The organism is Actinomycetospora chiangmaiensis DSM 45062 (genome assembly GCF_000379625.1).
GTDB lineage: Bacteria > Actinomycetota > Actinomycetes > Mycobacteriales > Pseudonocardiaceae > Actinomycetospora > Actinomycetospora chiangmaiensis.
The window spans coordinates 17,174-31,220 of record NZ_KB903218.1; the positions used below are offsets into that span (position 1 = coordinate 17,174).

General features: G+C 72.6%; 13 protein-coding genes. 5 read left to right on the forward strand and 8 right to left on the reverse strand.

Annotated features, from left to right (window positions below):
- Nucleotide 1: 1 nt before the first annotated feature.
- The gene (locus tag A3CO_RS0104760; protein WP_157647043.1) at nucleotides 2-223 is read left to right on the forward strand and encodes a hypothetical protein; all 222 of its coding nucleotides are present in this window, start codon (nucleotides 2-4) and stop codon (nucleotides 221-223) included.
- A gap of 78 nt (nucleotides 224-301) precedes the next feature.
- Here the strand turns inward: A3CO_RS0104760 and A3CO_RS35285 are convergent, their stop codons facing one another.
- From A3CO_RS35285 to A3CO_RS35290, 3 genes are all read right to left on the reverse strand, one after another.
- Complete coding sequence (locus tag A3CO_RS35285) at nucleotides 302-1,132, reverse strand: glycoside hydrolase family 16 protein (protein WP_157647045.1); 831 nt, start codon at nucleotides 1,130-1,132, stop codon at nucleotides 302-304.
- Nucleotides 1,133-1,188: 56 nt separating this feature from the next.
- A complete protein-coding gene (locus tag A3CO_RS0104770) occupies nucleotides 1,189-1,932 on the reverse strand; it encodes a glycosyltransferase family 2 protein (RefSeq protein ID WP_018331091.1) in 744 nt (247 codons plus the stop codon).
- Nucleotides 1,933-2,136: 204 nt separating this feature from the next.
- Nucleotides 2,137-2,862 (reverse strand): response regulator transcription factor, encoded by a 726-nt coding sequence (locus A3CO_RS35290; RefSeq protein WP_157647049.1) that lies wholly within the window; start codon nucleotides 2,860-2,862, stop codon nucleotides 2,137-2,139.
- 192 nt (nucleotides 2,863-3,054) lie between these two features.
- Between A3CO_RS35290 and A3CO_RS0104780 the strand changes: the two genes are divergently transcribed.
- Nucleotides 3,055-3,705 carry a response regulator transcription factor gene (locus A3CO_RS0104780; RefSeq protein WP_026204292.1) on the forward strand — a complete coding sequence of 217 codons (651 nt, stop codon included), beginning with the start codon at nucleotides 3,055-3,057 and terminating at the stop codon, nucleotides 3,703-3,705.
- Between the two features lie 6 nt (nucleotides 3,706-3,711).
- Here the strand turns inward: A3CO_RS0104780 and A3CO_RS39335 are convergent, their stop codons facing one another.
- Nucleotides 3,712-4,995, reverse strand: coding sequence for a lipopolysaccharide biosynthesis protein (locus A3CO_RS39335; RefSeq protein WP_018331094.1), 1,284 nt, complete (start codon nucleotides 4,993-4,995; stop codon nucleotides 3,712-3,714).
- Nucleotides 4,996-5,139: 144 nt separating this feature from the next.
- On the opposite strand from A3CO_RS39335, the gene A3CO_RS30070 reads away from it, so the two are divergent.
- Together A3CO_RS30070 and A3CO_RS0104795 are read left to right on the forward strand one after the other, a co-directional pair.
- The gene (locus tag A3CO_RS30070) at nucleotides 5,140-6,810 is read left to right on the forward strand and encodes a choline dehydrogenase (protein WP_033413709.1); all 1,671 of its coding nucleotides are present in this window, start codon (nucleotides 5,140-5,142) and stop codon (nucleotides 6,808-6,810) included.
- Nucleotides 6,811-6,989: 179 nt separating this feature from the next.
- Nucleotides 6,990-8,075, forward strand: coding sequence for a hypothetical protein (locus tag A3CO_RS0104795; protein ID WP_018331096.1), 1,086 nt, complete (start codon nucleotides 6,990-6,992; stop codon nucleotides 8,073-8,075).
- Between the two features lie 78 nt (nucleotides 8,076-8,153).
- On the opposite strand, the gene A3CO_RS0104800 is transcribed toward A3CO_RS0104795, so the two are convergent.
- The 4 genes from A3CO_RS0104800 to A3CO_RS30075 all read right to left on the reverse strand — a co-directional run bounded on the left by A3CO_RS0104800 (nucleotide 8,154) and on the right by A3CO_RS30075 (nucleotide 12,407).
- Nucleotides 8,154-8,777 carry a hypothetical protein gene (locus A3CO_RS0104800; RefSeq protein ID WP_157647051.1) on the reverse strand — a complete coding sequence of 208 codons (624 nt, stop codon included), beginning with the start codon at nucleotides 8,775-8,777 and terminating at the stop codon, nucleotides 8,154-8,156.
- 625 nt (nucleotides 8,778-9,402) lie between these two features.
- On the reverse strand, nucleotides 9,403-9,966 hold the full coding sequence (locus tag A3CO_RS0104805; RefSeq protein WP_157647053.1) for a hypothetical protein: 564 nt from the start codon (nucleotides 9,964-9,966) through the stop codon (nucleotides 9,403-9,405).
- Between the two features lie 117 nt (nucleotides 9,967-10,083).
- Complete coding sequence (locus tag A3CO_RS0104810; RefSeq protein ID WP_018331099.1) at nucleotides 10,084-10,752, reverse strand: LuxR C-terminal-related transcriptional regulator; 669 nt, start codon at nucleotides 10,750-10,752, stop codon at nucleotides 10,084-10,086.
- Entirely contained in the window at nucleotides 10,743-12,407 is a 1,665-nt protein-coding gene (locus A3CO_RS30075) for a sensor histidine kinase (RefSeq protein ID WP_169510921.1), read from the reverse strand. The genes A3CO_RS0104810 and A3CO_RS30075 overlap by 10 nt, the downstream gene beginning before the upstream one ends.
- A gap of 457 nt (nucleotides 12,408-12,864) precedes the next feature.
- Between A3CO_RS30075 and A3CO_RS35295 the strand changes: the two genes are divergently transcribed.
- Nucleotides 12,865-14,019: a hypothetical protein gene (locus tag A3CO_RS35295; RefSeq protein WP_157647057.1), complete on the forward strand. Its 1,155-nt coding sequence runs from the start codon at nucleotides 12,865-12,867 to the stop codon at nucleotides 14,017-14,019.
- The last annotated feature ends 28 nt before the right edge of the window (nucleotides 14,020-14,047 follow it).

Sequence of the window (14,047 nt, forward strand, 5' to 3'; positions counted from 1 at the left end):
CATGACCGAGCCGATGCGCCTGGCGGCCGGCGCCTTCGGGGTGTTCCTCGTGCTGCTCGTCGTGCGCGCGGTGGTCGGGGAGACCGGCGGCGTGCCCTACCGGGCGCTGGGCCGGGTCCGGGTGGTGCGGGTGCTCGACCTCGCCGCCGTCCTCGCCGCGGCGGGCCTGCTCGCGGCGCTGCTCGCGGTCGTCGTCACGTCCCTCGGCGCGCCGTCCGCGTAATCCGGCCGCACCCGCACACCTACGACGACGGGCGCCGTCGGTCGAGGGAGTCGACCGACGGTGCCCGCGGACCCGTCGTCAGGAATTCGGGTTGTAGTCGCCCTGGTGAGGCTTCGGGGCCGGCACCACCGGGACGTCGGTGGCGGGCAGCGGGTAGTAGCGGGCCCAGTCCAACTGGACCTCACCCGGGATGTAGCCGTTGGGCTGGTTCGCGTCGAGCTGCACGTTGAACGCCATCGGGGACTCCGGGACGGCGTCCTTCGTGGTGTCCGTGGCCCGCGGGACGCCGTCGACGTACCAGGTCAGGTGGCTCGGCGTCACCTCGATCGCGAAGGTGTGCCACTGCGTCAGATCCAGCGGGATCGCGACGTAGTCCTGCTTCTCCTTCGGATAGTGCACGAAGAGGTTGACCGAGCCGTTCGCGATGTCGGTCTCGGCGAAGTCGATGTCGTGCTGCCCCTGGTCGTAGGAGATGCCGACCGGGATCAGGGCCACCACGACGTGGTAGGGACGGCCCTGGACGCCGGGCTGCTGGATCGCGCGCACCCGGGCCTCCCACCGGCCGTACTGCGCGTCGTGGTGGGACAGCGACATCCCGGCGGTCGTGGCGTCGGCCGTGCCGGACTGGGTCAACACGCCGTCGCCGACCGACACCTGCTTCGGCGACCGGACGCCGTTGCCGCCGTTCCCGGGGCTGTCGTAGACCTCCCAGTCGGGGTTCAGGGCGGTCCCGTCGAACTCGTCGTCCCACTGCGGGGTGCCCCAGCGGTACGTCGCCGCGGCGCTCGGCCCGTCGGCCACCCCCGCCGGGAGGAACGGCACGGCGGCGGGCCCCGCCTCGCGCGCGGACCGGCCCGCCCAGATGACCGCGACCAGGGCGACGGCGAGCACGAGAGCGATCGCGAGCACCGTCAGGCGGACCGGGCGGCCGAGGCCACGCGGTCCGGCGGACCTCCGGTGCCGGATCACACGCTCAGACGGGTCGTGGTGGTGTCGTCGCCCCACGGGCGACCGGGGCGGCGCGGCCAGCGACGGGCCAGGCGCATCGCCTGCTCGTTCATCGTGGTCTCGTAGTCGCGCAGGATGGAGCCGAGGACCCGGCTCCCGTCACGCCAGGTCCGCAGGTTCGACACCCCGGCGCGGCGGGGGAGCTCCAGGCTCGGCACCTCGGCGATCCGCAGTCCCGCCCGCAGCGCCGACACGGTCAGGCGCGTCTCCACCTCGAAGCCCGTGCTGGTGAGGTCGAGGTGCTCGAGGGCGTGCCGGTGGAAGGCGACGAAGCCGTAGCAGAGATCGGTCAACGGGACCCCGTAGAGGTTGTTCACCAGCGACATCAGGGCGCGGTTGCCGGCCCGGCGCGTCCGCGTGATGTCCAGCGAACCACCGCCCAGCATGAAGCGCGACCCCTTGACGAGGTCGAATCCCTGGGACAGGAAGTACAGGTAGTGGGGGATCTCGGCGGGGGACATGCTCCCGTCCGCGTCCATCATGACGATCACGTCGCCGCGTGCCGCGCGGAACCCGACCGCGAGAGCGTCGCCCTTGCCCTCGCCGTCCTGCTCCACGATCCGGACGTCGGGCCGGGCCAGGCGCGCGGTGCGGATCGTCTCGTCGCGGGATCTCCCGTCCACGAGAACGATCTCGTCGACGGAATCGGGAACGCGTTCGAGTACCCACCCGATGTTGGCCGCCTCGTTGCGCGCGGGCACGACGAGAGAAACGCCGATCCGTGTGTCCGCGGCCGGCGGGTGACCCTCTCGCAGACGCGGCTCGCTCGGCGGGGACGGTTCGGGAATCAAGTGGGGCGTGCTCACCTGGGTGATCTCCTCGGGTCACGGTCGGAGAGCCCCGTGATCGAGGCGCCCGATGATCGCGCGAACGAGTCTAGGAACGAGATCTCCGGCTTCACATCGTCATCGCTCATCAGTCCGACTACTCAAGTTGATGGACGACGGCCCTCGCCCGGACGGGTGGGAGTCCGAACGCGGAATGAGCCCGGCGTGACGAGCGATGCGCACCGCCTCGAGTCGGCTGTGGGCACCCAGCTTGCGGAAGATGCGATTCGTGTGGGTGCGCACCGTATTGGGCGCCATGTCCAATTCCCGGGCGATCTCGCCGCTCTGCGCGCCGTCGATCAGACACCCCAGGACCTCCCGCTCCCGCTCCGTCAGATCGGCCAGTGGTCCGTCGTCCACGCGGGCGGACGAGGCCAGTCGCACGTCCTCGCGCAGCCCGTCGAGGACCGGTCCGAGCAGGTCGGAGGGGTAGAGGGTGTGGCCGGCGGCCACGGCCCGAATGGCGTCGGCGATCTCGTGCGCCCGGGTGCGGGACGGGAGCCAGGCCCCCACCCCCTGCCGCGCGGCGACGAGTGCCTCGCCCGCGTCGTCGACGTCGGAGAGCAGGACGACGCGGGTGTCGTTCGCCCCGGCGAGCAGTTCCACGAGCCGGGGCCAGATTTCCGACGTCGATGACGCGTCGATGATCGCGGTGTCGGCGCGCGGACCCGGAGGGCCGTTAAGCAGTTCCTCCGGGCTGCGGTGCGGGAGGACCAGGAGATCGTTCTCGTGTGCGAGTCGGTGGGCGAGCGAGTCCGCCATGAGTCGGTGTCCGGCGATGATCTGCACTCGCACTACGTTCACGTCCGGTGACGTTACGGAGTGGGCCGAGATCTATTCATCGCTCAGTTGAGGTATCTGTAGTGTTGATATTGTCCGTGCTGCCACGGATTCTGTTATCCGATGGTGACCGAAGAATCGATCGGGTGATGCAACGCGTCGGGGTGATGCGCGTCCGGGAGAACAGGAAAGAGAAGGTCCAGGGGGCTGGTGGATATGACCGATATCGCCGTGGTGGACGGACACGTCCTGTTTGCCGAGCTGTTGTGTGGCGCTTTGTCCGAATACTCGCTCCATGCGGTCGGCTTCGCCTCGACGGCGGAGGCCGCGGTCGACCTGGTCCGGGCCCGTCGTCCGGCGCTCTGCCTCGTCGACCCCCGCTCGCTGCCCGACGAGGACGACGAGGTGGTCATCCGCCTGGCGGCGGCGGGCGGCGGTGCCACCCGCGTCGTGGTCATCACCGACGACGTGGACGAGGCCGCTGCGCGTGCGGCGCGCTCGGTCGGGGCCTCGTTGCTGCCCAAGGGTGGCGGCATGGTGATGCTGCTCGACGCGCTGAGCCGGGTGCAGCGCGGCGAGACCGTCGTGCGGCTGCCCCGCCGCACCGTCGCGCGACGCTCCGAGGCCGCGACCGCCGTGCACCGCCTCGCGGCCACCCTCACCGTCCGGGAACGCGAGTGCCTGGCGATGCTGGTCGACGGGTCGACCACCGCGCAGATGGTCGAGGAGCTCGGTATCTCGGTGATGACGGTGCGCAGCCACGTGCGGTCGGTGCTGTGCAAGCTCGGCGTGCACTCGCGCCTGGAGGCGGCCTCGCTCGCGGTACGGCACGGCCTCGTCGAGACGGTGCAGTCGGACGCGGGCTGACCGGGCCTAGGTGGAGGGGAGCTCCGACGGGCGCCGCGTCGCGATCACGCACCCCAGGTGCACCGCGACGTAGCACCCGGCGACGAGCACGAGGGGATCGAGACCCGCCGTCGTCGCGATCCCGGGGGCGAGCGCCGCGCCGAGCGCGACGAGGCCCGCCGAGGTCAGCGACAGCGCCGCGTAGCGCCCGCCCCTCCCGAAGGCCTGGTACTCGGCGAGCCGGTGGATGACCCAGAGGCGCAGCGCGACGCCGAGCAGCAGCACCCGGAACACGGCGGCGTGGCTCGCGTACTCCGGACCGAAGAGCGCCAGCACCGGGTGCGCGACGAGCGCGGCGACGGCGAGGGCGGGCAGCATCAGCCACAGCAGCCGGCGCCGGCTCGCGCGGCTGTGCTCCCGCCCGTGCTCCGGGTCGCGGGAGACCGCCCCCGCGACGGAGGCCACGAAGTACTGCGCGACGACGTCCACCACGGTGACGCCCTGCCACATGAGGAAGAAGGCCGCGCCCGGCGCCGGCCCGACCGTGACGGTCACCAGCAGCGGCACGAGGCCCGCGAGCAGCGTGACGCCGATCTGTCCCGCGTACGTCGGGCCCAGGAACGCGACGACGTCGCGCCGCCGGGGGAGATGCTCGGTCCCGACGGCGGGTGGGGGCCGGCGGGTCCACAGCACGGTGGCGACGGCCGCCGCGACCACGCACACCGCGACCGGGACGAGCCACGACCCCACCACGACCGCCGCGCTCGTCGCGCCGCCCGCCACGACGAGGACGACGACGCGGCTCACGGCGTAGAGGACGGCCCGCCCCGGGCACCACCAGGGCCGCCGGAGCCCGACCAGGACGTAGTCCTGCTGCTGGTAGAGCGCCCACGCGACGCAGGCGAGGACGAGGACGGCCCCGGCGACGACCGGGCCGCCGACCTCCGCGACCGCCGAGACGACACCTCCGGCGCCCGGCAGCAGGAGGACCAGCCCGCCGACGCCGGCCGCGAGCAGGACGACGGTGAGCGCGCAGCGGACGAGCAGGTTCCGCGTGTGCCGGCCCGCGTGGGGCAGCCAACGGAGCAGGGCGATCCCGAGGTTCACCTCGGTGCAGCCGGCGACGACCTGGAACGCCGACACGAAGGCGGACGCCCGCCCGACCTCCGCCGGGTCCAGTGTCCGCGCGACGTACAGCCAGCTCGCCATGCCGACGGCCGCGCCGATACCCGCCGTCAGCGAGAGGGCCAGGCCGTCGCCGAAGGCGCCGTCCGGGACCCGCCGTGCCCGGGTCCGGATCGCCAGGGGCACGTCCCCACTGTCGATCGTCCGTCACGCTCCCGGATCCCCCAGACGACGGCGCGTGCCTACGTCGTGTGCGGGTTCCGGACACGGACGACACGGCGAATCGTGATCGCACGCTCCGCCACCCGGGTCGGACGTCGAGGAGGAACCGTGCGAGGAGCGGACAGGGTCGACTTCGTGGTGATCGGCGCCGGGTCGGCGGGGTCGGTCCTCGCGAACCGGCTCAGCGCCGACCCCACGCGGCGGGTGCTGGTCCTCGAGGCCGGTCGCCTCGACCACCTGTGGGACCTCGCCGTGCACATCCCGGGAGCCCTCTCGTTCCCGGTGGGCAGCCGGTGGCACGACTGGCGCTACGAGTCCGAGCCGGAGCCCGAGATGCTCGGCCGTCGGATGCACCATCCCCGGGGCAAGCTGGTCGGCGGATCGAGCAGCATCAACGCGATGGTGTTCCAGCGGGGACACCCCGCCGTCTACGACCGCTGGGGCGCCGAGCCCGGGCTGGCGGCCTGGGACTACGAGCACTGCCTGCCCTACTTCCGGCGGCTCGAGACCGTCCGCGAGGACGCGGACGGGGCGGCGCCCGCGCTCCGGGGCCGGTCGGGACCGCAGACCCTCGAGCGCGGACCGGTCACGCACCCGCTGTTCGACGCCCTGTTCGCGGCGGCCCGCCAGGCGGGACACCCGGTGATCCCGGGGTTCAACGGGGAGGACCCCGAGGGCTTCGGACCGTGGGACCGCACCATCTCCCGCGGCCGACGCGTGTCCGCGGCCCGCTCTTTCCTGCACCCCGTCCTGGATCGGCGCAATCTCGAGGTCCGCACCCGCACCCTCGTCACGGGTCTCGTCCTCGACGGCGACCGCGTGACCGGTGTGCGCTACCTCGACGCGCGCGGACGGGAGCACGCCGTCGTCGCGGGGGAGGTGGTGCTCTCCGGCGGCGCGTTCAACTCGCCGCAGGTGCTGCAGCTGTCCGGGATCGGGGACCCCGTGGACCTCGTGGCCGCCGGCGTCCGGGTCCGCCACGAGCTGCCCGCCGTCGGGCGCTATCTCGAGGACCACCTCGTCGGGAAGATCCAGCACGCCTGCGCGGTCCCCGTGACGATGGGGGCGATGCGGCACAAGCGCAACTGGCCGCTGATCGGGCTGGGCTGGCTCGTCGGACGCGGCCCGGCGACGACCAACCTGTTCGAGGGCGGCGGGTTCCTCCGGACCCGGCCCGAGCTCGACGCGCCCGACCTCATGGTCGGCTTCGCCCCGGTCTCGATGGCGTTCCACGAGAACGCGCCCGAGCACGGCTACCAGCTGCTGATGGCCCACATGAGCATGGAGTCGCGCGGCAGCGTCCGCATCCGTTCCTCCGATCCGCGGGTCGCACCCCGGCTGCTGTTCAACTACCTGTCGACGCCGAACGACCGCCGGTTCTGGGTGGACGCCCTCCGGCTCACGCGCGAGGTCTTCGACCAGGAGGCGTTCCGGCCCTTCGAGGGCGGCGAGGTGTTCCCGGGACCGTCTGTGTCGACCGACGACGAGGTGGTCGACTGGGTCCGGCGCACCGGCGAGACCGACATGCACCCGACGTCGTCCTGCCGCATGGGCACGGGCGCCGACTCGGTCGTCGACCCGGCGACGATGCGGGTACACGGGCTGACGGGCGTGCGCGTCGTCGACGCGTCCGTGATGCCCCACTGCCCGAACAGCGCCACCCACGCCCCCACGATGATGGTCGCGGAGAAGGCGGCCGACCTGCTGCTCGGCAACACCCCGCTCGCGCCTCAACCTGTGGAGCGCCCCCGGCGGCACCCGTCCGAGGCGTCGTCCTGACCACCGTCCGACCCGCCGTCCTCCGGGGCTGGCGGGCCCCGCAGCACCGGGACGGGGCAGCGCTCGTCCTCAGCTCCGGCCTGTCCTCGGCGGTCGGATTCGGCTACTGGATCGTCGCCGCCCGCCTGTTCCCACCCGCCGTCGTCGGGATCAACACGACGATCGTCTCGACCCTCACCATGCTCGCCGGGGTCGCGCAGCTGAACCTCGGGAGCGGGCTGCTGCGCTTCCTCGGGGACGCCGGCGGGGAGGCGCGCCGGCTCGTCGGGCGGTGCTACGTCGTGGCCGCGGGCGTCGGCCTCCTCGCGGGCGTGGGCTTCGCAGCGGGGGCCCGGTGGTGGGCGCCAGGCCTCGTCGGCGCCGTCGGCTACGGCCCGCTGTTCGCCCTCTTCGCCCTGGCGGCGCCGGTGTGGACGCTCTTCGTGATGCAGGACTACGTGCTCACCGCGGCGCACCGGGCCGTGGTGGTGCCGATCGAGAACCTGGCGTTCGCCCTGCTCAAGGTCGGTCTGCTCGTGGTGGCCGCCGTGGTCGGCGTCGAGGCGGGCATCGCCGTGTCCTGGAGCGTGGCGAGCGTCGTCGCCGTGGTGGGCGTTGGCTGGTACCTGTCGCGGGTCCTCCCGCGGGGCGGGGAGATCGGTCCCGGCGCCCAGCCCCGTGCGATGGCCCGGTACGTGGCCTTCGACTGGGTGGGGACGGCGTGCCTCGGCGCGGTCTACTCCGTGCCGCCGCTCCTCGTGCTGCTCCGCCTCGGGGCGGACGCAGCCGCGACCTTCGGGATCTGCTGGACCATCGCCTTCAGCCTGTACCTGGTGGGACAGGGCATGGGGCAGTCGTTCGTCGCGCACGCCGCCGCGTCCCCGGACCAGGCCGCCCCCGCCGCACGGGAGATGGCGACGAAGGTCCTCACGCTGGTCGTCCCCGCCGCGATCGTGCTGGCCGTCGCGGCCCGGTGGGTGCTCGCCGTCTTCGGCGACCACTACGCCCGCACCGGCGGGACGCTCCTGGCGCTCCTGGCCGCCTCCGCGGTGCCGAGCACGATCTCCGCGGCCGGGATCGCCCTCGCGCGGGTCCGGCACCGCCGCTGGGGTCAGGCCGGCATCCCGGCGCTCGCCGTCCTCGTCGTCATCCCGCTCGCGTGGGCCCTCGTCGGCCCGCTCGGTCTCACCGGCGTCGGCGTGGCGGTCCTCGTCGGGCAGACCGTGGTGGCGGTGGTCATCCTCGCCGTGGGACGGCGCGAGCGCCCCGCGCCGTCCCCGGCATGAGGCGACCGTCGGCGCGTGCATGCACGGATCCAGTGGGAAGGCAAACACCGGTCGGCCGCGCCGCCGAGTCTGCGCTTCTCAGTCGCCTCGTGAAGGGTTCTCGAGGTTGCCCGGTACCTCGGCCTTCGACGGGTCGGGCTTGCCGTTCTCGTCGAGCACGTCGGTGTCGGGGCTGCAGAAACCACCGAGGTTGTGCTCGTAGGGGCCGCAGCCGTCTCCGTGTCGCCCGGTGGGACCGCTGCTGGACGGGGACATGTTGGTGCTCGACGTCGCGATCGTGGGCTGGGAGGTGGCCGTGGCGGTGGTCCACGGGCCGCTGATCGTGCCGAGGCCGGCGCCGAGCGGCCCGACCGCCTGCTCGAACTGCAGGGCGTAACCACTCGAGCGGTACCGATAGCCGTTCCCGTCGTGTATAGGACGGGTGCGGAGAGCGTCCAGGAGGTGGTTGCGGACGGCTGAGCTCGTGAGGTCGGGGAAGCTCGTGAGGCCGTCGTCGGAGCCGGCCCCGCCTTCCGAGCGTCGGAGGGCATCGATGTCGTTCTGCTGCAGTGCGGTGTAGACGACTCGGACCTGCGCGGCGGTTGCGTCCTCCACGGTGCGGCCGGCGGTGTCGACGAGTTGCGGTCCGGGTGCGACGGAGGCGGTGGAGGCCCGCACGGCGACCGTGGTCGGGGTGGACCCCGGGCCCGCGGTGACCGCCACGGAAGTCGGATTCGGAGTCGCGTCGTGATGACCGAGCGCGTATGCACCGGCTCCGGTCCCGAGCAGCAGTGTGCCCACGAGGACGCCCGGGCCGACCCAGCGGAGGATCGAGGGGCGGGACGCTGGCGGCTGCTCGACGTGGCGCGGTGCCTGGACCGGAATCGGTGCGGTGACGGAGTCCCAGACCCACGGCGACGATTCGACCTCACGGCGGGCGTGGCGCGGAGCGGTGATGGTGCTGGTCATGGCGTTCCCCCGAAGCGCGGCAGTGACGGCGGGGAGTTCGCCCGGTCGCGGCGATCCGTTATCGATCGTGGAATTCGCGGGCCAGTGTTCACTCGAACGAGTGGCGCCCCGATCAGTGTCGCTTCCGCCGCCTCCAAGAGCACCCGTCGCTCTGGCGTCTTCGTCCACCCGGGGCGACAAGGGCGGAGCGGCGTGACGAGCGAGTGACGCCCATATCGGCATGCCCAGCATTCGGGACCGGGGAGACGACGACCGGCCTGTCCTCCGACGGCCGATGACGCTCAGCCTGTCGTTCCCGAAGGACATGCGAGGTCGTTGCGAGATGGGCGCTCCGTCCGATGAGTCGTGTCCACCCACACGATCCTCGGGTATCGCTCGGTCAGTGCGGCGACCCGTACGGGCCCGGTGGTGGAGGGGGCGGCCACGGGCTCCCGTAAGCCTGTCCGTAGTGGGGCGGCTGGGGGTACTGCGGCGGTGGTGGCGGCCCGTAGGGAGCCTGCGGGCCGTACGGCCGTCGCTGCCCGTAGGGCGGCCGGAGAGGTGGCCCGGCCGGCGATTGCGGTGACGCGCCCGTCCTGTCGCTGGAGAATGTCCGCTGCAGCATCCGGAGCCAGCCCCGCACCCCTCTCCGGCGGGCCGACCAGAGCAGCAAGCCCGAGGCGGTGACCCCGACGAACAGGCTCACGAGCCGACCGGTCGAGGGGGACGATGTCGCGGCGGGGTCGTTCGCGGTGGCGAACATGACCACGGCCTCGAGGGCGAGGAACACGTAGCCGCGCGTGAGGATGTTCCGGAGCTGCCACCGCAGGAAGATGGCCACGAGTCCCATCCAGTTCCCGAACAGCAGGGCAATCCAGAGCACCACGCCCAGCACGACGCCGTTGATGAACGCCCAGAACGGCCCGACGAGGAAGCCGGAGACGAAGTACATGATGGACTGCAAGAGGGTGACCTCCCGACACGGTGAGTCCAATTCGTAGACGTTCACACGGTGTCAAATCGTGCTTCCCCAAGCTTCCGTGCCAGCACGGACCGGCCTTGCGCCGATCGGGGGAGCAGATCAGTGCCGTGTGGCATTCCCGCTGGCCTGCAGCCACGTGAGGGCTGCGAGGACCCGGCGGTTGTCCTGATCGCTGTTCGTCAGCTGCAGCTTGCCGAAGGTGCTGGCGATGTGGGCCTCGACGGTGCGCGCGCTCAGCGAGAGGGCCTCCCCGATCCCGACGTTCGACCGTCCTTCGGCAATCAGCCGCAAGACCTCCTGCTCCCGCGGGCTGAGCGAGTCGAGCGCGCCGCTGGTCCGCTGGTGGCGGACGAGCCGCGCCACGATGTCGGCATCGACGGCCGTCTGCCCCACCGCGACGCGGTGCAGGGCGTCGACGAGGGCGCTCGGCGCCTCCACCCGGTCCTTGAGCAGGTAGCCGATGCCACTGCTCCGGATCTGTAGGAGGCGGGTCGTGTAGGAGATGTCGTCGTAGGTCGACAGCACCAGGAGCCCGACGTCGGGACGGGACGCGGCCAGCTCGCCGGCGACGCGTAACCCGTCGTCGTCCCGGCGCGCGGAGGTAAGGCAGATGTCGAGGACGGCGACGTCGGGCCGGTCGCGTTCCACCAGCCGGAGGAGGTCGTCCCCCCGGGCGACATCGCCGACGACGGTCTGCCCGACCGTCTCGAGCAGCAGGCGCAGGGCGGCCCGGAACAGGCCGGAGTCGTCGAGCAGCGCTATCCGCACGGCAACATCGCCCGCACGCTCGTGCCGCCGCCGGCGCGGTCGCTCACGTCGAGATCCCCGCCGAGCGCTCGCAGCCGGTCCTCGAGCCCGCGCAGGCCGGAACCGGCTCCCGGCTGCGCGCCGCCACGCCCGTCGTCCTCGACGCGGAGTCGTATCGCGTCATCGGCAACCGTGACGCTCACCCACGCCCGGTTCGCGTGTGCATGGCGAGCGATGTTGGTCAGAGCCTCGGCGCCGACGAAGTAGATCGCGGACTCCACCTCGGGGTCGAACCGGGCTTCCGGGACGTCGAGCTCGGTCGGGATGCCCAGGCCCTCGGCGACTCTCTCGAGAGCCGGTCCGAGACCCTGATCGGTGAGCACCGCGGGGTGGAGTCCACGGGCGAGGTCACGGAGGTCGCCGAGGGCGCGGGCCAGGTCCTCCTGGGCGCGGGCGATCACTGCGGTCGCTGCCGGCTGGTCGTCGACGTGGACCCGAGCAGCGCTCAGCGTCGCGCTCACGGCCAGCAGGCTCTGCTGGGCACCGTCGTGCAGATCGCGCTCGATCCGCCGTCGTTCCCGCAGGGTCGCCGCGACGATGCGCTGCCGCGAGGCACGCACCTCCTCGAGCTGGCAGCGGACCTGCTGGTGGAGCCGGCCGTTCGACAGCGCCAGACCGCCGGCGCCGATGGCCGCCGAGACGAGGCCGCGGTGGCGTCGCAGCACGGGGTCGGTGAGCAGCATCGCCAGCGGATCACCGTGTGCGTCGGCGATCTCGATCGCCCAGCGTCCCTCGTGGGTCTCGGGCGCAGGGTCGGGTTGGTTGTCCTCGGTGACGTACCGCCTCTCGGCGGCGAGCCAGAAGTAGAGCTCGAGACTGGGGTCGCGCAGCGCGGTGCGCAGCGCCCCGCGGACGGACGACGCTGTGGGTGCCTCGGTCAGGCTCAGCACGAGGTCCGCCACGGCGGCGCGAGCCATGTGGGTGCGGACCGCCGTGACGACGAAGGAGACCGGGATCGTCAGGACGGCCACCGCGATCAGCACCAGGGCCAGCTCGTGCGTGCGCTCGGGCAGCGGGACGAGGTGCACGACCGCGAACACGATCCCGGTCAGCGTGACCGACGCCGTCGTCACGACGGCGGGCAGCGCCTCGACCCGGCCTAGGCCGTGTGCGCGCCGGAGCTTCACCGCCAGCATCACCAACAACACCATGAGCAACAGGCCCAGCCCGCTGAACCAGACCGCGGACACCAGGCCGTGTGCCTTCTCGCCGAGATCCCAGCCGATCCAGAAGACGTCGCTCGGCAGGCCTTCCCACTCGGGCCGGCCGGTGACGGCGCAGACGGTGGAGCCGCCGCAGCCCCAAACCCCGAGGGCGACGACGTACGTCGTAGCCGTACGACGGGACATCGTCCGCTGCGGGTACCGCAGGAGCGCTGCCGCTCCGGCCACGTACCACCCCGGCCCGATCACCTCGCTCAGGAACGGAAGCGGCCCCGACCGCCACTCGTTGACCCAGGACAGCGCCCAGAGCGCGCCGACCAGCACGAGCAGGCGTCCCGTCGTGCGTTGGTCCGGGTCCCCGGCGAGGACGACGCCCGCCACCGCCACCGAGACGGCCACCCCGACGTTCACGCCGAACGTCAGTGGGTCGTAGCCCGCGAGCGGTGCCATCATCGCGCCGGACAGGAGCCCCACGGCGACGGCGCCAGCGATGGCTCGTCGGACGACGGGGGAGAGGGCTGAGTGGCGCGGAGCATCTGCCGCCAAGGTCACCGCCATCGCCACCCCCCTATGTTGCTTGCCGCCCCCGGGGGGCGAGCGTCCGTGCTGAGCCGTGGTGCACCCGGGCCCCCGGCGAGGACATCGACCACGACCGTGCGCCGTTAGTCCGGACGCCCGAGCATGACCCGGATGGCCCATCCGGTCGCGGACGCGTTGGTCGACGATGTCGACCAACGGCAGGGGGCTCATGGGTGGGGCGATGTCCGACGCGCAGGTGGCGGTCGGGGTGCGGGCGGTCGCGTTGGCGTCCGCCTTCCTCGTCCGCACGCTGCGCGACTCGCAGTTCCTGGCCACGGCGGCGGGCGAGACCGCGCCCGGCATCGTCGAGGCATCCACGGAGACGGCGGTCGTGGAGGGCGATCGCCGCGGCCGACTGAAGAGCCTGGCCCGGCGTGGGGGCGAGCTCGCCCGCCAGGGAGGCGAGTACGCCCGGCAGGGGCTCGACCGATGGGTCTCGACGCGTCCGGGCACTCCTGCCTGGAAATCGGCGAGCCGCGAGCAGCGATGCGATTGGTGGTTCGCCAACCTCGGGCGGGCGACCGCCGTGCTCGCGGCGCTCCCCGGGCTGACGGGGGCGGCCTCGGACCGGGTGCCGGTGCGGGAACTGCTGTCTGCGGCAGGGCAGGGGCTCCTCCTCGTGGCGATCGCCGTCGAGTACGGGATCGAGGACACGGAGGATCACGTGTCACTCATCGGCGAGGTTCTCTTCGGTCGCCGACTGGACCTCGCCGCCCCGCGCGATGCGGCCGTGGCCGCACAGGAGGCTGAGGCCCTCGCCGGAGGCGCGAAGCGTGCGGATTCGACCCGCCGGACACAGGCCGCGGCGCTCGTCCGAATCGGCCGGACGCTGACGCAGCTCGAGGCGGAGCTCGACAAACGGCCGCAGGGACACCGGGGCCTGAAGTTGATGGGGTCGCTGCCGGGCGTCGGCGTGATCGGGCATTACAAGGGCGAGCGCCACGGGCTCGGCATCGTGTCCGACCGTGGGCGCGCATGGTGCGTCCAGCGCCTCGGCCGGCGGGCCTTCGGCGCTGCAGCGCCGTCGCCGACGAACCAGACCGAGCAGCCCGCGATGCCGTCAGCGCTCGTGCCACCGGCAGGGCCACGCGGCCCTCGGGTGATCGCGGGGGCGGCTTTCGCGGACCGCGTGGTGGCCCGTCGGGCTCTCAGCGAGCTCGCTGGCTCCGACTCGGCCCTGATCCAGGGGGCCGCCGTCGCCGCGTGGCTCACGCCGGGAGACGGCGTGCTCGAGGAGGTCGTGCTGGCGGTGACGCCGATCGACGTGCGGGTCGTCGGCCGAGCCGGGATCCGGCCGCGCCCTGCCGTGTGGACGTTCGCCCACCACCACCTCGCCCGCGACGTGGTGCAGTGGGCGGGCGGCCCGGTCGACTTCGCGGTGCAATTGCCCGACGGTCGCTGGCTCGGGATCCGGTTGATGAATCAGGACGACGCGGAAGCGGTACGAGCGGCCCGCGCGACGGCGAGGGCGGGCACGAATTCATGACCAGCTGGCCGTGCTCGGCTTCCTCGCA

Excerpts from the sequence above, each read along its gene's own strand:
- A3CO_RS0104760 (WP_157647043.1), top strand. The coding sequence starts at position 2 with ATGACCGAGCCGATGCGCCTGGCGGCCGGCGCCTTCGGGGTGTTCCTC.
- A3CO_RS0104780 (WP_026204292.1), top strand. The coding sequence starts at position 3,055 with ATGACCGATATCGCCGTGGTGGACGGACACGTCCTGTTTGCCGAGCTG.
- A3CO_RS0104795 (WP_018331096.1), top strand. The coding sequence starts at position 6,990 with ATGCTCGCCGGGGTCGCGCAGCTGAACCTCGGGAGCGGGCTGCTGCGC.
- A3CO_RS30075 (WP_169510921.1), bottom strand. The coding sequence starts at position 12,407 with ATGATGGCACCGCTCGCGGGCTACGACCCACTGACGTTCGGCGTGAAC.